21 protein-coding genes are annotated in these 22771 nt (G+C 67.4%); 14 read left to right on the top strand and 7 right to left on the bottom strand.

Features of this window, described 5'->3' with window-relative positions:
* Positions 1 to 180 precede the first annotated feature (180 nt).
* Positions 181 to 2187, bottom strand: coding sequence for a DUF4139 domain-containing protein (locus NUU27_RS12145; RefSeq protein WP_257762367.1), 2007 nt, complete (start codon positions 2185 to 2187; stop codon positions 181 to 183).
* Between the two features lie 745 nt (positions 2188 to 2932).
* On the opposite strand from NUU27_RS12145, the gene repA reads away from it, so the two are divergent.
* From repA to NUU27_RS12120, 5 genes are all read left to right on the top strand, one after another.
* Entirely contained in the window at positions 2933 to 4183 is a 1251-nt protein-coding gene (gene repA / locus NUU27_RS12140; RefSeq protein WP_257762373.1) for a plasmid partitioning protein RepA, read from the top strand.
* Positions 4180 to 5259 carry a plasmid partitioning protein RepB gene (gene repB / locus NUU27_RS12135; RefSeq protein ID WP_257762366.1) on the top strand — a complete coding sequence of 360 codons (1080 nt, stop codon included), beginning with the start codon at positions 4180 to 4182 and terminating at the stop codon, positions 5257 to 5259. The genes repA and repB overlap by 4 nt, the downstream gene beginning before the upstream one ends.
* A 224-nt stretch (positions 5260 to 5483) precedes the next feature.
* Positions 5484 to 6836 (top strand): plasmid replication protein RepC, encoded by a 1353-nt coding sequence (gene repC, locus NUU27_RS12130; RefSeq protein WP_257762365.1) that lies wholly within the window; start codon positions 5484 to 5486, stop codon positions 6834 to 6836.
* 86 nt (positions 6837 to 6922) lie between these two features.
* Positions 6923 to 7294, top strand: a complete 372-nt coding sequence (locus tag NUU27_RS12125; RefSeq protein WP_257762364.1) for an MbcA/ParS/Xre antitoxin family protein — start codon at positions 6923 to 6925, stop codon at positions 7292 to 7294.
* Entirely contained in the window at positions 7287 to 7799 is a 513-nt protein-coding gene (locus NUU27_RS12120; protein ID WP_257762363.1) for an RES family NAD+ phosphorylase, read from the top strand. The genes NUU27_RS12125 and NUU27_RS12120 overlap by 8 nt, the downstream gene beginning before the upstream one ends.
* A gap of 13 nt (positions 7800 to 7812) precedes the next feature.
* Here NUU27_RS12120 and NUU27_RS12115 read toward each other — a convergent pair whose 3' ends face one another.
* Positions 7813 to 8055: a WGR domain-containing protein gene (locus NUU27_RS12115; RefSeq protein ID WP_257762362.1), complete on the bottom strand. Its 243-nt coding sequence runs from the start codon at positions 8053 to 8055 to the stop codon at positions 7813 to 7815.
* A gap of 114 nt (positions 8056 to 8169) precedes the next feature.
* Positions 8170 to 9558 (bottom strand): site-specific integrase, encoded by a 1389-nt coding sequence (locus NUU27_RS12110; protein ID WP_257762361.1) that lies wholly within the window; start codon positions 9556 to 9558, stop codon positions 8170 to 8172.
* Positions 9559 to 9682: 124 nt separating this feature from the next.
* On the opposite strand from NUU27_RS12110, the gene NUU27_RS12105 reads away from it, so the two are divergent.
* Together NUU27_RS12105 and NUU27_RS12100 are read left to right on the top strand one after the other, a co-directional pair.
* Entirely contained in the window at positions 9683 to 10636 is a 954-nt protein-coding gene (locus NUU27_RS12105; RefSeq protein ID WP_257762360.1) for a DUF1403 family protein, read from the top strand.
* Positions 10637 to 10638: 2 nt separating this feature from the next.
* Complete coding sequence (locus NUU27_RS12100) at positions 10639 to 11328, top strand: SMC-Scp complex subunit ScpB (protein WP_374566630.1); 690 nt, start codon at positions 10639 to 10641, stop codon at positions 11326 to 11328.
* Between the two features lie 202 nt (positions 11329 to 11530).
* Here NUU27_RS12100 and NUU27_RS12095 read toward each other — a convergent pair whose 3' ends face one another.
* Positions 11531 to 12988 (bottom strand): NAD-dependent succinate-semialdehyde dehydrogenase, encoded by a 1458-nt coding sequence (locus NUU27_RS12095; RefSeq protein ID WP_374566627.1) that lies wholly within the window; start codon positions 12986 to 12988, stop codon positions 11531 to 11533.
* A 228-nt stretch (positions 12989 to 13216) separates the two neighbouring features.
* The gene (locus NUU27_RS12090; protein WP_257762358.1) at positions 13217 to 13522 is read right to left on the bottom strand and encodes an alkylphosphonate utilization protein; all 306 of its coding nucleotides are present in this window, start codon (positions 13520 to 13522) and stop codon (positions 13217 to 13219) included.
* Positions 13523 to 13800: 278 nt separating this feature from the next.
* Between NUU27_RS12090 and NUU27_RS12085 the strand changes: the two genes are divergently transcribed.
* The 7 genes from NUU27_RS12085 to NUU27_RS12055 all read left to right on the top strand — a co-directional run bounded on the left by NUU27_RS12085 (position 13801) and on the right by NUU27_RS12055 (position 19900).
* Positions 13801 to 14637, top strand: a complete 837-nt coding sequence (locus NUU27_RS12085) for an IclR family transcriptional regulator (RefSeq protein WP_257762357.1) — start codon at positions 13801 to 13803, stop codon at positions 14635 to 14637.
* Positions 14638 to 14644: 7 nt separating this feature from the next.
* Positions 14645 to 15406 carry an ABC transporter permease gene (locus tag NUU27_RS12080; RefSeq protein ID WP_257762356.1) on the top strand — a complete coding sequence of 254 codons (762 nt, stop codon included), beginning with the start codon at positions 14645 to 14647 and terminating at the stop codon, positions 15404 to 15406.
* Between the two features lie 51 nt (positions 15407 to 15457).
* A complete protein-coding gene (locus NUU27_RS12075; protein ID WP_257762355.1) occupies positions 15458 to 16459 on the top strand; it encodes an ABC transporter substrate-binding protein in 1002 nt (333 codons plus the stop codon).
* A 129-nt stretch (positions 16460 to 16588) separates the two neighbouring features.
* A complete protein-coding gene (locus NUU27_RS12070) occupies positions 16589 to 17353 on the top strand; it encodes an ABC transporter permease (RefSeq protein ID WP_257762354.1) in 765 nt (254 codons plus the stop codon).
* Positions 17354 to 17369: 16 nt separating this feature from the next.
* The gene (locus NUU27_RS12065) at positions 17370 to 18215 is read left to right on the top strand and encodes an ABC transporter ATP-binding protein (protein ID WP_257762353.1); all 846 of its coding nucleotides are present in this window, start codon (positions 17370 to 17372) and stop codon (positions 18213 to 18215) included.
* Positions 18216 to 18224: 9 nt separating this feature from the next.
* On the top strand, positions 18225 to 19079 hold the full coding sequence (locus NUU27_RS12060) for a sugar phosphate isomerase/epimerase (RefSeq protein ID WP_257762352.1): 855 nt from the start codon (positions 18225 to 18227) through the stop codon (positions 19077 to 19079).
* The gene (locus NUU27_RS12055) at positions 19076 to 19900 is read left to right on the top strand and encodes a shikimate dehydrogenase (protein WP_257762351.1); all 825 of its coding nucleotides are present in this window, start codon (positions 19076 to 19078) and stop codon (positions 19898 to 19900) included. The genes NUU27_RS12060 and NUU27_RS12055 overlap by 4 nt, the downstream gene beginning before the upstream one ends.
* Before the next feature lie 2 nt (positions 19901 to 19902).
* On the opposite strand, the gene NUU27_RS12050 is transcribed toward NUU27_RS12055, so the two are convergent.
* Positions 19903 to 20721: a shikimate dehydrogenase gene (locus NUU27_RS12050; protein WP_257762350.1), complete on the bottom strand. Its 819-nt coding sequence runs from the start codon at positions 20719 to 20721 to the stop codon at positions 19903 to 19905.
* Positions 20715 to 22679, bottom strand: a complete 1965-nt coding sequence (locus tag NUU27_RS12045) for a VCBS repeat-containing protein (RefSeq protein ID WP_257762371.1) — start codon at positions 22677 to 22679, stop codon at positions 20715 to 20717. Before NUU27_RS12045 ends, NUU27_RS12050 begins: the two co-directional genes overlap by 7 nt.
* Positions 22680 to 22771: the final 92 nt, after the last annotated feature.

Genomic DNA, 22771 nt, shown 5'->3' with positions numbered 1-22771 from the left:
CCACCCTCGGTCCCTCCCCTCAAGGGGGAGGGAAGAAAGGTGGTGCGCTTCATCATCCCCCTCCCCCTTGAGGGGAGGGGTAAGGGGTGGGGGTACCGCGCCGCCAAACGCGATTGCCCTGCCGCCCACGGAGAGAAGGAGGAAAGATGCAGCGCCGGCGCCCAAACCCGGGACAAACATCTAGAAGCTGCGGATGAACTCCGCCACGTTCTCCTTCAGCGCCCTGAACCGCGCTTCCGCAGCATCCCTCCGGCCGTTGAGGGCGGCGATCTCGTCCTCCGTCTTTTCCAACATCGACAGATAGCGTTGCGCCAGGGCGCTGTCGCGCGGCGCGGCGGCAAGGTTGTCGCGGATGCGTGTCTGGTCGCCCGCCATGCGCGCGATCGCCTCCTCGATGTCGCTCATCTCCATCTCGGCCGCGGCGGACTGACGCCGCAGATCCGCAAGCTCGCCGAGCTTCGCCGCCATTTGCGGATCGGCTGCCGCGCCGGACCAGCCGAACAGCGCCTCTGCGTCGGCGTTGACGAGGGCGAAGCTGTCCATGCGGCTCCGTTCCGCGGTGACTCTGATTTCCGCCGCGCCGCCCGCCGCGACCGTGGCGCGCAGGCGGTGATGGGTCGGTGTCGATCCGGACAGCGCCTCGGAGGTGATGCGCCAGCCGTCGCGGCGCGGGTGCTCGACGACGATCGTGCGCCGTGCGTCGGCCGCCCCCTTGATGGAATAGGTGGTCGTCAGGCGCGAGATGGTGGTGGCGCGCAGCGTGCCGTCGACGACGGCGATCTGCCCGACGGTCTCCTGCGGCTCGCTCGTGGTGGTGATCTCGACCTTGCGGTCGGCGGCGAAGCTCACCATGCGGCTTTCGCCGGAGGGGATGCCGGCAAGCTGCGCATCGCCGACATAGCCGTCCTGCTCGTCATAGACGGTGAGGATGCCGGGCGGCAGGCTCGCCTCGGTCCCGTTTTCCAGAAGCAGGGCGACGACAGGGTGGATCTCCCGGCGCTCCGGCTGGAACACGGAAACCCGCTCGGCGGGCACCTCTGCGTCGATGAAGGGCAGCGACAGGGTCTGCCCGGCCTTGAGCGCCACGGGGAACGGCAGGCGGTAGGTGGCCGTCGTCTGCCCCTCCTGGCCGACCGTCTCGCCGTCGGGCGGCGCCATCATCGCTTCCATCGCCATGGCGGAAGGCGCCGGCGCGGCGACGAGCGCCTGGCGCTGCAGCCGTGCCGCACCGCCCGCATTGTCCTGCGCGAATTCCGCCTTGCGTTCGGCGGCATCGTCCGGCCGCGGGGGCGTGGTGCTGCCGGCGGTTACGGGAACCTCGGGCCTCTGGTGCCAATAACGCTGGTGCAGCCGCTGGGCGAGCGTTACCGGCGCGCCCGAAGACAGGATGACGGCGACATCGTTCCAGTCTTCCCCCGTCGCGTTCTCGATCACCGCCCAGGCCTGCAGGCGGGCATCGCCCTCTTCCCGGGAGACCAGCCGATACGCCGTCTTCCAGACCGGTGCCGGCACGACATAGGAGATGCCCACCGCGCGCGCCTCCTCGCCGGCCAGCGCGATGGCGATCCTGCGCATGTCGTCGGTGCGGCCGCGGCCGCTCACCTCGGCCGCCTCGCGCAGCTTGTCGCGCATCGAGGCGTCGAGGATCTCGAAGACGCTGTCCGTGCCGAGGCGCAGCGCCTCCACCTGGCCCGCGTCCGTCATCACCGAAAGCACCCGCACCTCGGCGATGTCGTCTCCCGTGCCGGTCCGCTCCCTGCCGACGCCGAGCACGGTCCCCTCGACCGTGCGCCCGCCCGAGGCGGCGCGGACGCGGACGCCCTGCAGCGCGGCCGCCAGATCGGGCAGGGAGCCCATCTCCTGCGGCCGGAACGGCAGGCGGCGGAACGTCTCTTCGACCGGCGACAGCCCGTCGAGGGTCAGCCCGCCGACCCTGCCCGAAGGATCGCGCACGACGAGGCTCTTCAGGATGTCGTCGACCTGTTCGAGAGGCACGTCGATCTCGAGCGCGCCGGCGCCTTCCACGCGGGCGCTGCGGCGGATCTCGGCAAGGCCCCCGGACGACAGGGTGATCGCCTCGACGCGGCTCTCGACCGCTTCCGCGGCACCTGCCGCGAGAGGCACGGCCACCGTGGCGCAGAGCATCGCCGTCCTCGACGCGAGAAACACCGTTGCGAACGTCTTCATGCCTGTCCTCCCGGGGCGGTTTGCGACGACGCTGAATGGACCGCAATCGGCCAGGCTTGGCAAGTGCGCTGGCTCCCCTCCCCTGCCCTACGAGGCGCGCGATGATTCTCGCGCCCGGGCGATCTTGTGCGTTCGAGCGATGTCGAAAGACCGGATCGGCGCGGTGATCGGGCCCCCGGTCCGGCTTTGTGGCGTGAGCGTCTGTTGGGTGCCTTTCGGTTCCCGTCAGGGCTAAAGCTGTGGAAACATTCCGGAATCGCGTGTGTGATTCGCCGCTGTTGGCGGCCGGGACGTTGCGGGTCGGCCCCGTTAACCCTTTGTTAACCAAAAACTTCTTGACGCCGGCATCGCCTTCCGTGCCAATAGTAACGGTGTTGGCTGCGATTGAGCCATTTCAGCGTAACCGTGGTGTGCGGATGTTACTAGCGGTTGCGAGCGATTGGCGGCGCTGTCGCGGCGTGTCCGCATAATGGGCGTATCTCGCGTCTGAGGCGTAGGCTACTCGCCGCCGCGCGGCGAATCGGTTTACCCTACGCCAAGGATATGCGGGTCCTTGCTTTCGGGCAGGACCGCCGCCGGGGTGCCGCGGGGTGCGCAGGCACCGCGCCGAGCCAACACGAGACGCGCCGCGTTGACAGGTGTCAACGGGCGCCGGGCGAGGTGTGGATGCAAGGAGCGGCGTGGCATGGATATTGCCGGCGAGCATGATGGAGAGCGGGACTTGGACAAGGCGGCGGAAGTGGTGATGGACGCAGCGGGCACACATCGTGCCCTCGCTGCCGACGAGGCCATTGCCGCCGATGCGGCCCAGCTTTCGCAGCAATTGCGCGTCATGCGCGACCGGTTGTTTCCGCCGGCGGCGCAGAAGACGCTGAGGACATTCTCGAGCGGCGAGGCGGCGCGGCTGATCGGCGTTTCCGATGGCTATCTGAGGCAGCTGTCGATCGCTGGCGAGGGGCCGCAGCCCGAGACGGGCGCCGGGGGCCGGCGCTTCTATTCGCTCGCCGACATCAACGCGTTGCGCCAGCACCTGGCGGCGCAGGCGCGCGCCAAGGGTAACACGGCCAAGGCGCGCTCCTATGTGAAATGGCGCGACCCCGCGCGCGAGCATCTGCAGGTGATTGCCGTCACCAACTTCAAGGGCGGCTCCGGCAAGACGACCACCAGCGCGCATATGGCGCAGCATCTGGCTCTGTCGGGCTACCGGGTGCTCGCCGTCGATCTCGACCCGCAGGCCTCGCTCTCGGCCCTGTTCGGATATCAGCCGGAGATCGATTTGTCCGGCAACGACACGCTCTACGGCGCGATCCGCTATGACGGTGAGCGCCGGCCGCTCGCCGACATCGTGCGCAAGACCTATTTCGACGGGCTCGACCTCGTGCCGGGAAATCTCGAGCTGCACGAGTTCGAGCACACCACGCCGCGCATGCTGGCCGAACGCGGGCCGGGCAGCAGCGCCGACGACTTCTTCTTCGCGCGCATCCAGACCGCCCTCGCCTCGGTGGCCGACGATTACGACGTGGTGGTGATCGATTGCCCGCCGCAGCTTGGCTTCCTGACGCTGTCGGCGCTGTGCGCCTCCACCTCGGTCATCGTCACCGTGCATCCGCAGATGCTGGACGTCGCCTCGATGAGCCAGTTCCTCTACATGACTGCCGACCTCCTGTCGGTGGTGCGGTCGGCGGGCGGCACGCTGAATTTCGATTTCCTGCGCTATCTGGTGACGCGTTATGAGCCCAATGACGGGCCGCAGACGCAGATCGTCGGTTTCCTGCGCTCGCAGTTCGGCGCCCGGGTGCTGACGGCGCCCATGGTGAAGTCAACGGCGATTTCCGACGCGGGGCTGACCAAGCAGACGCTCTACGAGGTCGGCCGCGACAACTTCACCCGCACCACCTACGACCGCGCCATGGAGGCGTTGACATCTGTCAACGGCGAGATCGAGACGCTGATCGAGGAGGCTTGGGGCCGCATTCCCGCCGGAGACGGGGCATGAGCAAGCGCAAGGATCATCTGAAGGCGCTGTTCGGCGGCGGCCCGGCGGAGGGTGACGCGGTCCCCTCCCCGCGCCCTGCGCCGCTGCAGGCCCAGCCGGCGCCCGAGATGAAATCGGCGCCGAAGCCCGGTGGCGGCGAGCCGCCGCGCAGCGCTTCGGGCGCCGTTAAGGCGATGGGGCTTTCACTTTCCTCGATGACGCGCGAGGTGGAAGACGCCCGCGCCTTGAAGGAGAGCCTCGCCAGGGGCGAACGCGTGGTCGAGATCGACCCAGGCCTGGTCGACCCATCGCTGGTGCGCGACCGGCTGAGCCGCGAGGATGAGGGCGACGAGGACTTTTCCGCACTGGTCGAGAGCATGCGCGAGAACGGCCAGCAGGTTCCGGTTCTGCTGCGCCCTCACCCGAGCGTCGGCGGCCGGTTCCAGGTGGCCTACGGGCATCGCCGGGTGCGCGCCGCCGCGCGCCTGTCACGGCCCGTCCAGGCCATCGTGCGCACGCTCGACGACGACCAGCTCGTCCTGGCGCAAGGCAAGGAGAACACCGAGCGCCGCAACCTCTCCTTCATCGAGCGGGCCTTCTTCGCCGCGGCGCTGATGCGCCATGGGTTCGATCGAGGCGTCGTGCAGCGCGCGCTGTCGCTGCACAAGGCCGAGATGACGCGGCTCTTGCAGGTGGCGGAGGCCGTGCCGGCGCACATCGCCAGCGCGATCGGCCCGGCGCCGAAGGCCGGACGCCCGCGCTGGATGGCTCTCGCCGATTTCCTGAAGAAGGAAGCGGCCGTCGTGATCGCCCAGGACGTCATCCATTCCGATGCCTTCAGGGCGGCCGATTCGGACAAGCGCTTCGCCATGCTGTTCGAGCGGCTGGCCAGGCGCCCGGCCGTAAGAGCGAGCGGCAAGGCAGGGCCGCGCGCCGTCGAAGACGGCCAGGGGCGGACGCTGGCGCGCATCACGTCCGGCGCAAAGCCGCGGCTGGATTTCGACGAGGTTGCGCTGCCGGGTTTTGCGGATTTCGTCGCTGAAAGATTGCCCGAGCTGGCCGAGCGCTTCGATGAGGAGCGTGCCGCGAAGGCATGACGGAGACGGCCGGCCGGGCGGGTCACACGAGATGCCGGCCGGGCGGCCGGAGAGAACGAGGACGAAAAGAGAGGAAAGCACGCAAGAAAAAAGGCCCCCAGAACGTCGCCATTCCGGAAGCCCCTTTCGATGTAGCAATCTGAAAGAATCACTTCCACCGTTCTTTGTCAAGCATCGGTTCGTTCCGGTGGGCGTCTTTTTCTTGCCTACTGAAAGGTAAGGCAATGACGGACAGGTTTGCGATCTCGCCCTTCGGCGGGAGAGGGTTGTCGCGCGCCCAATTCATCGTCAACGAGCAGGTTCGGCGGGCGCGGGAGGCGCTCGACGCGGGTGCCGAGGGGCGCAGGGAAGCAGCCGACGCGGCCGTCGACAAATGGCAGCTCCTGCGGGCGGTAACCGAGGCCCGGCTGGCGCTCGGCCTCTCCGACCGCGCCATCGTCGTCCTGGAAGCGCTGGTGAGCTTCGACAATGAGCGCCTGCTCGATCCGAGCGGCGAGCTGGTGGTGTTTCCCTCCAATGCCGAACTCTCGCTGCGGGCGCGCGGCATGGCGCCGGCGACGCTGCGCCGGCATCTGGCCGCTCTCGTGCAGGCAGGGCTGATCCTGCGCCGCGACAGCGCCAACGGAAAGCGTTACGCCAGACGCGGGGAGGACGGGCAGATCGAGGCCGCCTTCGGTTTCGATCTCGCGCCGCTGGTGATGCGCGCCGCCGAGATCGAGGCGCATGCGGCGGAGGCGCGCCGTCTGTCGCGGGCGCTGCGGGCGCTTCGCAGCGAGGTGACGATCCACCTGCGCGACATCGCCGCCATCATCCGCGTGGCCGGGGAAGAGGGCAGGGGAAGAGCGTTTGCAGCCTTTGCCGAGCGGCTGCAGATGCTTTCCGGCCGCCTCGGCCGCAACACGGACTGGGAGACGCTGAAAGCGCGTCGCGATGCCCTCGCCAGCCTTCGCCTGGAGGTCGAGAAGATCTACCTCGAAGGCCTTTCGGAAGCCGATCTGGCTGCCGGGGAGATGAAGGATGGAGAAGGGAAAACCAGTAATATGAGCGCCAATGCAGGTCAAAATGAGCGCCATATTCATAATTCAAACCCAGAATCCCATCTTGAAAAAAGCATGGAAACCATTGAAACGGAAGCGCCGGTTGCCAGCTCCCAACGGCGGAAGCAGGGAAATGCCGGGCAGGAGCACGGGATGCCGGATGGTGCCAGGCAGAAACGGGCGCCGGCGATGGAACTCGATCTGGTGACGTCCGCCTGCCCGCAGATCCGCGACTATGCGCCGGGCGGGCTGGCCGACTGGCGCGATTTCGTGAAGGCCGCGGAAACCGTTCGCTCGATGCTCGGTGTCTCGCCGGACGCCTGGGCGGAGGCCCGAACGCAGATGGGCGAGATCAACGCGGCCATCACCATCGCGGCGATCCTCGAACGCGCCGAGGCGATCCGTTCGCCAGGCGGTTATCTGCGGCGGCTGACGGAGCGCGCCAATGATGGAAGCTTCTCGGTGAAGCCGATGCTGAACGCGCTGCTCGCCGCGAAGCAGAAGGCCGTTGCGGGTATGCGAAAGCCGGACCTATCTTGAAATGCGCTGGATTTGCGCATAAATTGAACATCGAACGATCAAGATATGATTGTTTTAGGTTCAATCCCGAAAGAGAGGATGGCACGATGGTAGCGGCAAACATGGATTTCGCGGCGGCACATTTCGCCGACGAACGGGCGCCCTTCCTGTCGGCGCGCCGGGTTTCGGAGCTTCTGGGCGTGACGCTGGCCGAGCTCGCCCGCCTGATCGGGGTCGCGCGCAACACGCTGACGGCGAAATCGGGCCAGCGCAAGGTGGACCAGGCCCTGAGCCCGGTGGTGCGCATTCTGGCGATGGCGACCGAGATGGCCGGCGACGAGCATCGCGCCGTCATCTGGTTCAAGCATCAGCCGATACCGGGCTGGGCCGGCAAGACCGCTTATGACCTGGTCGGCGAGGGCAAGGCAGGCAAGGTGCTTGCGTATCTCGAGGCGGTGCGCGCCGGCGTTTATGCCTGACGTGACCACGTCGCAGACGCTATGGCGGGCCTATGTGCCGCGCTGGGCGCATGCGCCGCTCTCGGGGGAGGGGGCTTCGCGCTTCGGCGGCCGCTGGAACCCGGTCGGCGCGCCAACCATCTATGCGGCGCGTGAATTGTCGACCGCCTGGGCCGAGTACAATCAGGGTTTTGTCCAGCATCCGGCGCTGATTGCGCAACTGACGCTGGGCGGCGCACGGCTGGCGGATCTCACCGTGCCCGAGAAGCTCGAGGCGCTCGGCCTTTCCGCCGACCTCCACCGGTGCGAATGGCGCGCCGAGATGGATGCGGGACGTGTGCCCGAGACCCACCGGACACGCCACGACCTCATGCACGGAGGCTTTGACGGCGTGATCTACCCGTCCTTCATGTCGCCCGGTGGAAGCTGTGTCGCCCTGTGGCGCTGGAACGGCGAAGGCCTGCCCGAACTGCGCGTGGTCGACCCGGAGCACAGGCTGCCGAACAGCCCCGCCTCGTGGTTGTAGGGCGCCTTGCGCTTCAGTCCGACCGGTAGCCGCGGCGCAGTTTCCGTTCCGCGAGGCGGGCGAGGGCGGTTTCGGCGGCGCTTCTCGTGTCGAACAGGTTGATCTTCAACTGTCCCCGTGTCCCGATCCGGCCCCATTGGCGCACCAGCGCGGCATCGCCGAAAAGGGTCGGCTCCACGGACAGCGCATAAAAGCGCGCCATGTTGCGATCGGGATCGATGCGCTTCAGGAGGTGGCAGAACGTCTTTTCCGTCATGGCGCGATCTTCCCCGACAGCCGGCGGGCGCGTCCAACGCATTCGATGAATCGGTTTCGGACGACCGATTCATGTCGTTGATGGATAAGGCCCGGCGAAGGGAGGGGAGGGCGCCTACAATCCGCTCGCCTTGGTGAGATTGACCCGGAAGCGATCGCGGCGGCGCTGGTATTTGCGGGTCATCTCGGCTGATGCGTGACCGAGCTGCTTCTGGACGTGGCGCTCGTCGACCTCGGCCGAGGAGGCGAGGCCGGCGCGCAGGGAATGGCCGGCGAATTTTTGCACCCGTTCCTGCTCGGGCAGATCGCCGCGCACGCCGGCGGCGAGCGCCGTGCGCTTGACCAGACGCGCCACTTCCTGGTCGTTGAGGCGGTCGGCGCCGACCTTTTTGCCGTGGCCGGTGACCCTGCGAAACAGGGGGCCATGCGCGATCCGGGCGAATCTGAGCCAGGTCTGAAGGGCCGCGACCGGGCAGGTGGCTTCGGACGAGCCGCGGCCGATCTCCACCTCGCGCCAGCCGGTCTTGCCGCGCAGGGTGATGAGCAGGCCCTGGTCGAAGATCTCGATCCAGCCGCGCCCGTCCTCGGTCTGGTCGCGGCCGATGTCGAGCCCGACGACCTCGGAACGGCGCAAGGCCCCGGCGAAGGCGATCAGGAGCATGGCGCGGTCGCGCAGGCCGCGCAGCGTTCCCCGGTCGAGCGTTTCCAGCATGGCGATCAGATCCTCGGGCAGGATCGCCTCCTTCTGGCGCGGCGGGGCGGCATGCGTGTTGCGAATGCCGGCGAGCACGGTGGCGATGGCCCGGTCCTTCCTGTCGAGCGGCTGGCCGCGCTGGGCATAGTTCCAGGTCAGCGAGGAGAGCCGCCGTTCGATCGTCGACACCGATTTCTTGTCCCCCGAGGCCGTGCCGGAGGAGAGCGCGGTGATGTAGAGGCCGACGGCCTGCGGGTCGGGCGGGAGCGGGTCGAGGCCCTGCCGGCGGCACCAGCTCGCAAAATGCCGCCAGTCGGACGCATAGGCGCGGCGCGTGTTGGCCGAGCTCGCCGCCTCGACATAGCCGCGCGCCCTGTGGGCAAGGCCCTCGAGATGGCCGGGAAGGCGTTCCGGCGGCTGCGCCTGCGATTGTGGGGGCAGGGGAGGGGGTGAGGAGTGGTCGGCTTCGCCGGCGGAAAGCCAATGATTTGGCTTTCCGAACTCCGAACGGTGAGCCTCCGGTACGCCCTCAGGCGTATCGGAAGGTCCAGTGGACCTTTCGAAGGATGGCGAACGCCCGAAGGGCTGGGAGCCATAGCGGAGGGCATTCGCTTCGGCCGGCGGCTCCTCCGGTGCTCTCCCCATCTCCATCACCACATCGATGATGTCCGGAAGATCGTCGGCGACCGGTTCGTCAGGTCCGGCCGGGGCAGACGGCGCGGTTTCACTGACAGCCGCGGAGGTTTCCTGCGATTGAGGGGAGCCGTCCCGAGGACGGTTTTCGGGCGTTTGATCGATGGCAGAGGCCATTTCGCACGGATCTCACAGAACGAACGATAATGCAAGATTATCGATCGTAATTTGTGAGCGACAGGCTGTGCGCTTTGGCGCAAAAATAATGGCGTAAACTGCACGTCCGGTGTAGGCTCCCGGCATGGATTCGCTTGCTGCAGCATTGCCCTTGCCCGCCGTGCCGCCGGCCGCCCTGCCGCGCTGGGCGCTGCCGCGCGGCCGCGACCCAAGCCAGGCGGATGCCGCCTTCGCCGCCGGCATCGCCCTGAAATCCCTTGATGATCTGGTGTGCGGCCGCCCCGCCTGGGCCGGCTGCTGGCGGGCCCGGCAGGCGCTGAGATGCGCGGCGGGGGCCAATCGGCTGATGGGCCGCGGCGAGGATGAGGCGGGCCTGCGCGACGCCGTTTATCTGACCGCGCCGGGCGATGATCCGGGCCCTGCCGGCAAGGTGCTTCTGGCCTATAGAGGGGTTGCGGCGCGAAGACCCGGCTTGTCCTCGAAGGCGGTGGCCGAGGTTGCCGATCTCCTTGGCCTTGCCTGGGACGAGCGCCTTGCCGCAGCCGTCGATCATGCCGACGCGGCGCTGCAGTCGGACCGGCCGGTGCCGTTCGCGGCGGCGGCGCTGGTGACGGCGATTATCGGCGTGCGGCCGGATGCCGAACCGCTGGCCTGGGCGCTGGCCGACACGCTGATCGCCACGACCCTGAAATGGGACCGTCCCGTCCCGCTGCTGATGGGCGAGCGTTTCGGACCGGCCTTCCGCATCGCTGGAGAACGGGGGCGCGTGCGGCCTGGGGAGCCGGCCTTTCCGGGCGCCGTCTGTCTTGCCCTGGTGGACGCGACGGGCGCTGCCCTGCACTCGGCGGGCGCGATCGCCCGGCATGCGCAGACGCTTCTTGCCGTCGCCCCCAAGCTGCGCACCAGGGGCGCGGAAGCGGTCATTCAGAAGCTGCTCGAGGAGGATGCGGTTCCCGCCTCGGCCCCCGGTGGCAATCTCTCGCGCTGGGCGGCGATGCGGCTGTTCGACCGGTTGCAGGGGTTCGGCGCGGTGCGCGAATTGTCCGGCCGCGCCTCGTTCCGGATCTTCGGGCTGTGACCATGGACGTCGCACCGCGTGGGGACGCGACCCGGGATGAGGCGACGAACGGCGCCGGCGCGCCGCTGTTCGACCGCGACCTCGAGGGTCTGCCGCCGGAGCTGCGCTGGCGCGAGTGGATGTTGCGGGTCGAGGCGGTGATCTTTGCCTCGGCCGAGCCGGTTACCCGCGAGACGCTGGCGCGCGTTGTGGGCCGCGACTGCAGCCTCGACCTTCTGATCGACGACCTGCAGGAAGAGCTGCGCGGGCGGCCCTACGAACTGGTCGCGGTCGCCGGCGGCTGGCAGCACCGCACCCGGGCGCGTTTCGCCGACACCATCCGCGCGGCCGCGCCGCCGACCCGCGGCCCGGCCTCGGCGCTGTCGGAATTCGAGGCGATGGTGCTGATGGCGGTCGCCTATTTCCAGCCGATCACCCGCGGCGACCTGTCGAAGATCTTCGGCCGGGAGGTTTCGCGCGACACGATCGGCACCCTGCGGGGTGCCGGCTTCCTCGCCTCCGGTCCGCGCAGCCCGACGCCGGGCGCGCCCTACAGCTATGTGACGACGAAGCAGTTCCTCGCCGCCTTCGGCCTGCAGTCGCTGCGCGACCTGCCGGACATCGAGGCGCTCGAGGATGCGGGGCTGTTGTCGAAGGCTTATGGCGAGGCGGACGCGCCAGAGGGCGAAACGGTCGAGGATCGTTTTCCCTGACCCTGCCGTTCGGCCGCACAATGGACGCTGCAAATGTGCACCATGATTTCCGAAAATCGGAACTGATTTGCGGGCCGATCCGCTAGAATGTGGAGATGAGCGCGCCGGCCCCCAGGAGAAGGGCTCCGTAGGTTCCGAGCATGCCCTGGACCTCTCGGGGTGTGCGCATGAGGACGCATGGCCCCGGGCCGGGGACTTCCCGTCAGATCCCGCCCATGCAGAGATATTTCATCTCAAGGTAATCCTCGAGCCCGTGGCGGGAGCCCTCGCGCCCGATGCCGGACTGCTTGATGCCGCCGAATGGCGCGGCTTCCGACGACATGCGTCCCGTGTTGATCCCCACCATGCCGTATTCGAGGGCCTCGGCCACGTGCCAAACGCGCTTCAGGTTCGAGGCATAGAAATAGGCCGCGAGGCCGTAGATCGTGTCGTTGGCCTCGTGCACGACCTGGTCCGCATCCTCGAAGCGGATGATCGGGGCCACCGGCCCGAACGTCTCCTCCTGCGCCACCGTCATGTCGTGGGAGATCCGGGTGAGGACCGTGGGCTGGAAAAACGTGCCCTTTTCACCGATGCGGTTGCCCCCGCAGCGAACCACGCCGCCCTTGGCGACAACGTCGGCGATGTGGAGTTCGATCTTGGCCAGCGCGTGGCTGTCGATCAGAGGGCCGATCGCCACGTCTGAATCGAAGCCGTCGCCAACCGGGAGGTGGCGGACCTTCTCCACGAATTTCTCGACGAATGCATCATGAACCGCCGACTGGACGTAGAGGCGATTGGCCGAAACGCAGGTCTGGCCGGCATTGCGGAACTTCGCCTGGATCGCGCCGTCCACGGCCGCGTCTATGTCGGCATCGTCGAAGACGATGAACGGCGCATTGCCGCCGAGCTCGAGGCTGACCTTCTTGATCTGGTCCGAGCACTGGCGCATGAGCAGCCGGCCCACCTCGGTCGAGCCGGTGAAGCTGATCTTGCGGACCTTCGGATTGGAACAGAGCTCGCGGCCGATCGCATCGCCTTCAGAGGCGTAGATCAGGTTGACGACGCCCTCCGGAAAACCGGCTTCCGCGGCGAGCGCGAACATCGCCCCCGCCACCAGAGGCGTCTGTTCGGCAGGCTTGAGCACGATCGTGCAGCCGGCCGCCAGGGCCGGCGAGATCTTGCGCGCGACCATCGAGGCCGGGAAGTTCCAGGGCGTGATCGTGCCGACCACGCCGATCGGCTGCTTGATGACCAGCATGCGGCGGTCCGTCGAGGGAGCGGAGATCGTCTCGCCATAGATACGGTTGGCCTCTTCGGCGTACCATTGCAGATAGGCCGCCGCGTGGGCCACCTCCGATTTCGCCTCGGCTAGCGGCTTGCCCATCTCGGCCGTGAGGATGGCGGCGAGGTCGTCCGTGTGGTCGACGATCAGCTGATGCCAGCGCCAGAGCACGTCGCTGCGCTCGCGGGCGGTCAGGGCCGCCCATCCGGCCTGCGCAGCAAAGGCCCTGTCGATCGCGGCCCTTGTCTCGTCGACGCCCATGTCGGGAAGTCTCGCCAGCAATTCGCCGGTCGACGGGTTGAAGACCTCGAACACACGCTCGCCGGCACGCGTGCCAGGTGCCGGAACACGGTCGATCGCGGCAAACAGCCCGGGGGATTTCAGGTGGCGGATCATCGGCTGGTACAAGGGCAATACCGGTTCCTCCTCGACGCGGAGACTGTGTCTGCTGGCGAAGGTGGATATCTACCGCCATGGTCCGGATCGCGCATAGGGCCTCGGACGAGCGGCGCGTAGACCCAAACCGGGGTGTCTCCCTCGGGCAGCCGCAGACCGGGCCGGCAGGCTTGCCGGCCTCATCAGGAGCGTTGCGGCAGCGAGGCCGAGCCTCGCCGCGACGGCTGATCAGCGCTTGCGCACGAACTCCGTGCGCAGGACGAGGCCCTTGATGGCGTCGTGCCGGCAGTCGATCTCTTCCGGATTGTCGGTGAGGCGGATGGAGCGGATGACCGTTCCCTGCTTGAGCGTCTGGCCGGCACCTTTCACCTTGAGGTCCTTGATCAGGACCACGGAGTCGCCGTCGGCAAGGAGGTTGCCGGAGGCATCGCGGACCTCGGCGGCCTTGGCCTTCTCCGCGGCCATCTCGGAAGCCGGGCGCCACTCGCCGATGGTTTCGTCATACACGTAATCGTCGTCGCCCTGATCGCTCATCTGCCTGTGCCTGCCTCATCCTGTGCGACGCCGCGGGAGCGGCGCTCATATCCTCTGTGCCCTCTATCGTGGAATGCGTCCGAGATCAAACGGGCACCGATCCGCATGGCGAACGGCACAGACCCTTGTGGCCATACCCACGGGTCAAAACTCATCTCCCTTGGTATAAGCTGCTCGTTCGGATCGAGCAGTGAAGGACAGTTCTTCGTAAAAATGGAATCCTATTCCAATTTGGAATTACCCATTGTATATTCTTGTTCTGACCAGGGAGGAAATGGTTGACCGTTGCCGCCATAGACCGCTGTCTGACGATGCTGGAGGCGCTCGCGGGGGAGCGCGAGCCCATCGAACTGACGGATCTCGCAAACCGCCTGGGCATGCCCGCAAGTGCGGTTCACCGCACGCTGACCACGCTCGTCGCGCGGGGATGGGTGCTGCAGCACAGCGGAACGCAGCGCTATGCGCTCTCGCTCCGCATGAGCACCCTTGCCTTCCGCAATCTCGATGTGCGCGCGGTGCCCGACGTGGTTCAATCCGTGCTCGACAAGCTGGCGCGCGAGACGCGGGAATATTGCCGCCTGGCGATCGTGGAGGGCGAGGATCTCGTCTGGGTCGCCCGCGCGCAGGGCGCCGTCACGGGTCTGCGCTACGACCCCGAGATGGGGCAGGAGATCGTCCTGCACGCCACGGCCAACGGCAAGGCATGGCTTTCCACGCTGCCGGAATCCGAGGCGTTGCGCATCGTCTGCGCCCGCGGCTTCGGGGCGCGGCGGCCGCTCGGCCCCAACAGCGCGACCAATGTCGACGAGCTTCGCGCAAGGCTCGTCGAAACACGCCAGCAGGGCTACGCGACCTCCGTCGAGGAAGCGGAGGCCGGCACGGGCGCCGTCGCCGTCCCGTTCTTCAACGGTGTCGGGCCGGATGCACCGGTCGCCGGCACGATGAGCGTTGCCGGCCCCCTGGTGCGGATCACGCCGGAACGCTACGAGGAGCTTGCCGCCGCGCTGAAGAAGGCCGCTGTGGAGGTTGCCGAAATCTGGTCGCTGCGAAGCCGCCAGCGCGGCTATCAGCCCGCCGTTGCGGTGGCGCGGGCGCAGACGGCAGTGGAGGCGTGAGAGACGGATGACGGCCCCCAACCTCACCGTGCAGCGCATCTTCGAGCCGGTCCTGTGGTTCGCCGGCCTGATCTTGATGTGGGAGGTGCTGGTCAGGGCCCTGGATGTGCCGATCTACGTGCTGCCCGCGCCGTCGCAGTTCCTGTCGCGCATCGTCGAGGATTACCAGAGGCTCGGCTACCACGCCCTCGTGACGACGCGGCTGATCGTCTACGGGTTCATCGCCGGAGCCATTCCCGGCGTCGTGCTCGGCTATCTGATCGCCAGGTTCCGCCTTGCGGAGCAGGTGCTCTATCCGCTTGTCGTCTTCATCCAGGGCCTGCCGAAGATCACGCTGGCGCCCTTGATGCTGGTCTGGTTCGGCTTTGCGGATTTCCCGAAAATCCTGCTCACCGCGCTGATCACCTTCTTTCCGATCCTGGTCGACAGCGTCACGGGCTTCAAGTCGATCGACCCCCGGCAGTATTATCTCAGCCGTTCCGTCGGCGCGTCGTGGTGGCAGACATTCCGCCTGTTCGAGCTGCCGTCCGCCGCGCCCAGCATCTTTTCCGGCTTCAAGATCACCGTCGTCATCGCGGTCACCGTGGTGATCGTCGTCGAGTGGATGAATTCGCAGAACGGGCTCGGCTACCTGGTTCTCCGGGGGATGGACGATTCCGACACGTCGCTGATCTTCGCCGTGCTCGTGGTCGGCTCGATGATCGGGGTCGTGCTCAGCTGGGGGATGGAACTGGCGGAAAGGACATTGCTGCCCTGGCGGCGGCGCTGACAGGTTCGTGATCGGCGATCGGGCATCACGATAAAACAAAGGGAGGAAGGAATGCAGTTCAAATCGAGGCATCTCGCGGCGGGGGCAATGTTCGCATTGCTTGCAGGAGGCGCTCCCGCGCTGGCGCAGGACAAGATCCAGATGCAGATGAACTGGACGGCCGATTCCGCGCATCTCGGCTTCGCGGTCGCCCAGGCCAAGGGCATCTACAAGGACCACGATCTCGACGTCACCCTGACGGAGGGCCGCGGTTCCGCCGTGGCGGCGCAATTGGTGGCGACCGGGCAGACGGAGCTCGGCTATGCCGATACCGGCGCGACGCTCAATGTCGCCGCGCAGGGCGCGCCGATCCGCATCATCGCGACCATCTGGAAATCCGGCCAGTTCGGCATCCAGTCTCTGGCCGATTCCGGCATCAAGGAGCCGAAGGATCTCATCGGCAAGAAGCTGGCGGTGTCTCCGGGATCGGCCATGCTGCCCCTCATTCCGGTGTTCCTGCGCGCCAACGGCATCGAGGAATCGCAGGTGGAGATCGTCTCGGCGGCGGAAAGCGCCTTCATCGGCCTTCTGACCTCCAAGCAGGTCGACGCGGTGTCGCAGACGCCGGAGAACATCGTCGTGCCGCTGGCAGCCCAGGGCATCGAGGCCGGCAACATGTATTTCTACAACAACGGCGTTCCCATCGCGAGCCTCGCCCTCGTGGCGCGCGAAGACAAGCTGCAGGCCAATCCGGACGTCTACAAGCGCTTCGTCGAGGCGACGGCAATGGGCTGGCAGGAAGCGATGAAGGACCCGGAAGCGGCGGTCGATGCTCTGCTCGAGATCTTCCCGGAAACGGCCCATTCGAAGGAAAACCTCCTTCAGTCGGCCAAGTTCAGCTTCGCGTCGGTTTGCCCCGGCGGCTCGGGCGACGCGATCGGCGTGACTGACGCCGAGACCTGGGAGAAGATGTACGGCGTCATGACCTCGGCGATGAACCTTCCCGGCACCAAGCCGGTGACGGACTACTACACGCTCGATTATCTGCCGCAGACGCCGGTGACCTGCCCCTGAGGCCGGCCGATCGCAAAAACGGCCCGGGCGCCAGGGGCGGCCGGGCATCACCCTCACGCGGAAAGTCTCGTAGTGTCGCAAACAGCTTCTGCCATGGCACCGGCACCATCCGGCATACGTGCGCGCCTCATGGCGGGGTTCGGTGGCTCGTACCTTTCCTCCATTCTCATCGGAGCGGCGGCGGTGCTGCTGCTGCTCGGCCTGTGGGAGGTGGCGCTTCGCCTCTTCGACGTGCCCGTGTGGCTGGCGCCCAAGCCCTCGGATTTCCTGGTCCGGCTTTACACCGACAGGGCATTGATCGCCGGCCATGCGCTGTGGACCTCGCTCACCATCGTGGAGGGCTTTGCCCTTGGCGTGCTGGTGGCGATCCCGCTGGCGCTGGCGATCGTCTCGGTGGGGGCGCTGGAGCGGGGGCTCTACCCGGTCATCGTGTTTCTCAACATCATGCCCAAGACGGTGATCGGGCCGATCCTGATCATCTGGTTCGGCATAGGCCCGCTGGTCGCCGCGCTGATCGTTTTCCTGATGAGCTTCTTTCCCGTGCTGGTCGATTCCATGTCCGGTTTCCGGCTGGTCGACCGCAGGCTCTTCTACATCTCGCGGTCCATGGGGGCGGACCCGTGGCAGACCTTCTGGAAGGTCAGGCTGCCGGCGGCGATGCCGCACATCTTCTCGGGCATGAAGATCGGTGTGGTGAAGGCGGTCGAGGGCGTCATCATCGCCGAGTTCATCGCCTCCAACAAGGGATTGGGCTTCATGATCGTGCGGGCCTCGGCATTCATGGACATGACGCTGATGTTCTCCGGGCTGGTGGCTGCGGCGATCGTCGCGCTGATCTTCAACGGCGCGATGAGCGTCATCGGACAATGGCTGATGCCGTGGTCCAGACACTGAACCTGGACGAGCGACAATGACGGACACGACGATGGCAGAGATGAAAACCCCTTCCGGCCCGGCGCGCTCGAGCGGTGGCGCGCCCGCCGCGGGCGCCTCGATCAGCGCGCGCGGACTGACCAAGGTGTTCGGCAGTGGAGACAATGCCTTCCACGCGCTTGGCCCCATCGATCTCGACATCAAGCCGGGAGAGTTCGTTTCCATCATCGGGCCCTCGGGCTGCGGCAAGAGCACGACCATGCTCCTGGTGACCGGGCTGGAGCCGCCGAGCGCCGGCACGGTGGAGATCGACGGGAAGCCGCTGACCGCGCCGATCTCGGAGATCGGCATCGTCTTCCAGGACCATCTGCTTCTGGATTTCCGCACTGCCATCAAGAACGTCATGCTGCAGCAGGAGATCCGTGGGCTGGACAAGACGGCGCTCCGGGACCGCGCCGACGCCCTGTTCGAGCGGCTCGGCCTCAAGGGAGCGGAGAACCGCTATCCGTGGCAGCTCTCCGGCGGCATGCGCCAGCGCGTGTCGATCGCCCGCGCTCTGGTTCACGACCCCTCGATGCTGCTGATGGACGAGCCCTTCGGCGCGCTCGACGCGATCACGCGCACGCAGATCCGGCACGATCTGGAGATGCTCTGGCTGGACACGCGCAAGACGGTGTTGTTCATCACCCATTCCATCGAGGAGGCCGTCGGCCTTTCGGATCGTGTGCTGGTGATGTCGAAGAGCCCCGGCACGATCGTCGAGGAGATCGTCATCGACCTGCCGCGCCCGCGCCCGGCCCATCTGGGCGAGTATCCCGAGTTCTCGAAATACGCCGAAAGGATCTATCGGATTTTCGAGAAGCTCGGCGTCTACAAGTTCTAGAGCGGCATCATGGTCGAAGCCCTGCAACCGCCCGAATACGTGTTCAATCAGGCGACCATCCGCGAGCGATGGGGGCTGGAACCGTTCCTCGAGGGATGCGCCGCGCGCGGGCTGGCGCGCGCTTCCCTGTGGGGCGACGAGATCGACAAGGTCGGCCTCGCGGAGGCCCGCCGGATGCTGGCCCGCACCGGCATCTCCACATTCGGCTTCAACCGGGCGGGGCCGCTGCTGGCCGCCGGGGCGGCCGGTCGTGCCGCGTATCTGGACCGGGCGCGGCGAACCGTGGACATGGCCGCGGAACTGGCCGCGGACCACGTTCTGGTCTTCTCCGGCGGGCTGGCGGACGGCAGCCGCGACCTCGCCGGTGCGCGGGCGCAGACCGAGGATGCCATCGGCCAGCTTCTCGACCATGCGCGCTCCGTCGGCACGACGCTGGCGCTGGAGCCGCTGCATCCGATGGTCGCCGGCGACCGCGCGGTGATCGTGAGCCTCAGCCACGCCAATGCCATCTGCGAGCGGCTGGGCGAAGGGATCGGCATCGTCGCCGACGCCTATCACATCTGGTGGGACGAGCGGCTCGCGGCCGAGCTCGCCTACGCCGGCGCCGCCGGCAGGATCCTGGGTTTCCACGTCAGCGACTGGCTGGTGCCGACAAGGCATGTCCTGCGTGATCGCGGCATGATGGGAGACGGCATCATCGATCTGGCCGGCATGTGGCGCCAGGTGCGGGCCGCCGGCTACACCGGACCGATCGAGGTCGAGATCTTTTCCGATCGGTGGTGGGCGGAAGATCCCGACCTCGTCCTCGACACGGCCCTTCAGCGCTGCCGTGGCATCTTTTCGGGAGGTTCGGCCATATCATGAGCGACACCATTCCCAATCTCGGCGGCGCCTCGCGCATCTATGCGGTGTTCGGCGACCCGGTGGCGCAGGTGCAGACCCCGACGCTCATCAATCCGATATTCGCGGCAAAGGGCGTCGATCTCTATGCCGTCCCTTTCCATGTGACCCGTGAGAATTTCGAAGCTGCCTGGCACGTTTTCGCGGCGATGGACAATGTGGCGGGCATCGGCGTGACGGTGCCGCACAAGATCGCCGCCGCTCGCCTATGCGACGAGCTGACTCCGGCCGCCGCTGCTGTCGGCGCCGTGAACTCCATCCAGCGCCGGAACGACGGTTCCATGCATGGCGCGCTCTTCGACGGGCTGGGTTTCGTGCGCGGACTGGCCGGCAACCGCGAACGTCTCGCGGGAGCCTCGGTGCTGCTCGTCGGCGCCGGCGGCGCGGGCCGCGCCATCGCCCACGCGCTGGCCGGCGAACGGATCGGCCGGCTGTCGGTGATCGATATCGACGATGCGGCGCTGGATTTCACCATCGGCATGGTCGATCGCGCGATCGGCAGGCCGGTTGCGCAGCGCGGCTCCGGCGATCTCGCCGGCATCGACGTGCTGATCAACGCGACGCCGATCGGATTGAAATCGGCAGAGGCCTTTCCGGTCGATCTTGATGGCGTGGGGCCGGAGATGCTGGTCGCCGACATCGCGGCGCTGGCGCGCGACACGGAGCTTTTGAAGCTGGCCCGCCGGCGGGGTGCGGTAACAAGCGACGGCCGTGACATGCTCGAGGCACAGATCGCCCTGATCGCCGGCTTCGCGGCCGGGCGGGAGGCGGGAACGCCGCTCTGATCTCAGCTTCCTGTCTGCGCCTCGGCCATGTGGGCGGCAATGAGGTCGACCTGCCCGCGGATCATGTGAATGCCCGGATGGATGCGCGCGCCGCGGGCGCGGGCGGCTTCCAGCAGCGGCGTTACCTCCGGCTTGGCGATCACCTCCGCGACCAGCATCGTTTCGTCGACGAGGGTCGCATCGAAGGGCAGGGGGTCGCTCGCGGAAAGACCGAGCGAGGTCGCGTTGATGAGGATCTGCCCGGGCTCGGGCCGGGGCCCGCCGGCGCGCGCGAAGGACCGACCCACAGCGCGGTTCACGGCCTCCGCGAGCTCTTCCGCCTTTGCGCGCGTGCGGTTGGCGATGGTCAGCGATGCCGCGCCTTCCTCGGCAAGGGCGAAGGCGATGGCGATCGCGGCACCGCCGGCACCGACCATGAGGCAATGGCGGCCGGCGATCGCGTGGCCTTGTCCCTTCAGCCCGCGAACGAAGCCCTTGCCGTCGAACTGGTAGCCCCTGAAGGACCCGTCGGCCTCGCGTCGCACGAGATTGACCGCCCCGACCCGCTCGGCGAGCGGGTCGAGACCGTCGCACAGCGTCAGCGCCGCCTGCTTGTGCGGCAGGGTGATGCCGAAGCCGATCAGGTTCCTGAGCGCCCTGAGGCCCGCCCAGGCGGTGTCGAGCTCATGCGCGCCTATGTGCAGCGGCACGCAGACGATGTTGGCGCCGCGGGCCGCGAAGATCGGGTTGATCGCCGTCGGCGTCATGACCTGCGCGATGGGATCGCCGATGACGCCCATGATCTTCGTCGAGCCGTCGACGGACACGGCCGGGGCTACCATGAGAGATCCTCCCGCTTCAGCCACACCAGGCTGCCGTCTTCCACGCCGACCACGAGGCCGAGCGCGCCGCTGCCGTCCCAGTCGACGGCTTCGGGCGAGGCGACGTGCATGGCCATCCGGATCGTCTCGCCGCGAAATCTGAACGCCTTCGGGAAGGCGAAGACCGGCTCGGCATTGGAGCCGATGTTCTCGAGCAGGAAGATGCCCGCCTGGCCGGTCGTGTTGCGCGGCTGGCCGGTCGGCCCGGGGGGCACGGATGCGCGTGCATGCGTGCCGATGACGAGGTCGATCCGGCCGTTGCCGGTCCAGTCCACGGCGCACAGCTTCACCCGTCCGCGGCCGCCGCCGACATCCTGTGTGAAGCGCACTTCCGAGCCGTCCTCCCACCGCAGGTGCCGCTTGTCGGCAAGCTCGGTGTCGGAGGCGCGGCGGAAATCCGACAACACGCCGTCCTCGTCGAGCGCGAGATAGTGAAGCTGGCCGTCGCCCAGCCAGTCGACCACGGCCGGCCGGACCCGCCAGACCGTCTTCAGCGGCTTGCCCTGCCATGTCAGCGGGCGCGGCGCCTCGAAACGCGGCGGCACCGCGCCCCCGTCATTGCGGTAGAAGCTGTGATGGCCAGTGACGTCGCTGACGAGCAGGTCGGGAAGGCCGTCGCCGTCCCAATCGGCGATCGTCGGGCAGGAATAGCCGAACATCTTTTCCGACGGCCCCTGGATCGAGCCGGTCAGGCCGGCGGCGATGCGCACCGGTTTCCCACCCACCTCGATCATCACCTCGCGGGCGAGCCTCGGCGCCTCGCGCGGGCCGAGATTCTCATAAAAAAGAAGCTCGCCCGTGCTGTTGCCGACGACGAGGTCGGGCAGGCCGTTGCCGGAGAAATCGTAAGCGGCCGGCGAGGGCAGGACGCCGGCATGGATGGACGGCTCGGTGCCCTCGACGCGCCCGATCTTCTCGAAGGCCGGTCGCCCGTCGGGGCCGGTCCCGGTGTTGCGGAGGAACGTCACATAGCCATCCTCGGCGCCGACCAGGATGTCGAGCCGCCCGTCGCCGTCCCAGTCGACGGCGCAGGGCAGGTGAATGCACTGATCCAGAAGCACGGGATCGCCGGCGGCATCGGCAACCAGCGCCGGTTGTTCGAAGGCGAAGGGCCCCCTCTGGCGCGCGAAGTGAAGGATGTTCCAGAATTCGCCGCACACGACGGCATTCTTCCCGTCGCCGGCAAAATCTCCGAAGGCTGGCGCGCACTGGCCGTAGACCTCGAGCGGGGTCTCGCCCGCGAGGATGGTCTCGCCGCGGCCGAGCACCGGCGCGCTCGGCGTCCCCGTGTTCTTGAAGGCATAGAGGAAACCGCGCAGCGGCCCGCCCAGCCAGCGCCCCGCCGCATCATAGGCGCGATAGCCGACATCGTTCCATTCGAGGCCGCTCGGCCAGTAATCGTCCCAGCAATCGGTGCCCACGACGAGCTCGGGAACGCCGTCGCCGTCGATGTCGTGGAAGCGGGCCATGTGGAAATATTCGTTGCCCCTGACCCAGTCGGCTTGAAGGTCGAGCGCGACCGGCTCGCCGAAACGCGGCTCGCGCGCAGTGCCGATGTTGGGGAACAGGTAGATCTGCCGGCGCATCCGCGAGACGGAGAGGAGATGGAAGCGGTCGCCGTCGCGCACGGCGGTGACATAGCCGCGCACGCCCTCGACGATCCGTTCGCCGCCGAGGAGCGGCGTGCCGTCGGGCCGGGTCCCGATCTGGGGATAGAGAAAGACGCGCCCCTCGTAGCAGGTGTCCCAGCTCGACAAGAGAAGATCGCGGCCGCCGTCGCCGTCCCAGTCGACCACGTCGACGCAGGTGATGATGCGGCCGGCCACCGGGGCCGACCGCACATCGGGATGATAGCCGATCGCTCGATCCGCATAGGACGGGCCGGTCCAGACCGATGCGTCATCCTCCCACCGGGTCACGCTCAAGATGCTGCTCCTCCATTTTTGGAATCCTATTCCAATTTCACTTCGTATCATATAGCCTGGCAAATGAAACCTGCAGACGGACGCGA

It is taken from the genome of Nitratireductor sp. ZSWI3 (genome assembly GCF_024655565.1).
GTDB lineage: Bacteria > Pseudomonadota > Alphaproteobacteria > Rhizobiales > Rhizobiaceae > Nitratireductor.
Note: the sequence above shows the minus strand (reverse complement) of the source record. Positions and strands in the feature narration are given on the sequence as shown.

Bases quoted from the DNA above. Each gene is read 5' to 3' on its own strand.
- NUU27_RS12070 (WP_257762354.1), top strand. From the start codon at position 16,589: ATGGCGGGGTTCGGTGGCTCGTACCTTTCCTCCATTCTCATCGGAGCG.
- NUU27_RS12145 (WP_257762367.1), bottom strand. From the start codon at position 2,187: ATGAAGACGTTCGCAACGGTGTTTCTCGCGTCGAGGACGGCGATGCTC.
- NUU27_RS12110 (WP_257762361.1), bottom strand. From the start codon at position 9,558: ATGGCCTCTGCCATCGATCAAACGCCCGAAAACCGTCCTCGGGACGGC.
- NUU27_RS12095 (WP_374566627.1), bottom strand. From the start codon at position 12,988: ATGATCCGCCACCTGAAATCCCCCGGGCTGTTTGCCGCGATCGACCGT.
- NUU27_RS12055 (WP_257762351.1), top strand. From the start codon at position 19,076: ATGAGCGACACCATTCCCAATCTCGGCGGCGCCTCGCGCATCTATGCG.
- NUU27_RS12060 (WP_257762352.1), top strand. From the start codon at position 18,225: ATGGTCGAAGCCCTGCAACCGCCCGAATACGTGTTCAATCAGGCGACC.
- NUU27_RS12050 (WP_257762350.1), bottom strand. From the start codon at position 20,721: ATGGTAGCCCCGGCCGTGTCCGTCGACGGCTCGACGAAGATCATGGGC.
- NUU27_RS12090 (WP_257762358.1), bottom strand. From the start codon at position 13,522: ATGAGCGATCAGGGCGACGACGATTACGTGTATGACGAAACCATCGGC.
- NUU27_RS12120 (WP_257762363.1), top strand. From the start codon at position 7,287: ATGCCTGACGTGACCACGTCGCAGACGCTATGGCGGGCCTATGTGCCG.
- NUU27_RS12105 (WP_257762360.1), top strand. From the start codon at position 9,683: ATGGATTCGCTTGCTGCAGCATTGCCCTTGCCCGCCGTGCCGCCGGCC.
- repB (WP_257762366.1), top strand. From the start codon at position 4,180: ATGAGCAAGCGCAAGGATCATCTGAAGGCGCTGTTCGGCGGCGGCCCG.
- NUU27_RS12100 (WP_374566630.1), top strand. From the start codon at position 10,639: ATGGACGTCGCACCGCGTGGGGACGCGACCCGGGATGAGGCGACGAAC.
- repA (WP_257762373.1), top strand. From the start codon at position 2,933: ATGGACGCAGCGGGCACACATCGTGCCCTCGCTGCCGACGAGGCCATT.
- repC (WP_257762365.1), top strand. From the start codon at position 5,484: ATGACGGACAGGTTTGCGATCTCGCCCTTCGGCGGGAGAGGGTTGTCG.
- NUU27_RS12065 (WP_257762353.1), top strand. From the start codon at position 17,370: ATGACGGACACGACGATGGCAGAGATGAAAACCCCTTCCGGCCCGGCG.
- NUU27_RS12115 (WP_257762362.1), bottom strand. From the start codon at position 8,055: ATGACGGAAAAGACGTTCTGCCACCTCCTGAAGCGCATCGATCCCGAT.
- NUU27_RS12075 (WP_257762355.1), top strand. From the start codon at position 15,458: ATGCAGTTCAAATCGAGGCATCTCGCGGCGGGGGCAATGTTCGCATTG.
- NUU27_RS12080 (WP_257762356.1), top strand. From the start codon at position 14,645: ATGACGGCCCCCAACCTCACCGTGCAGCGCATCTTCGAGCCGGTCCTG.
- NUU27_RS12125 (WP_257762364.1), top strand. From the start codon at position 6,923: ATGGTAGCGGCAAACATGGATTTCGCGGCGGCACATTTCGCCGACGAA.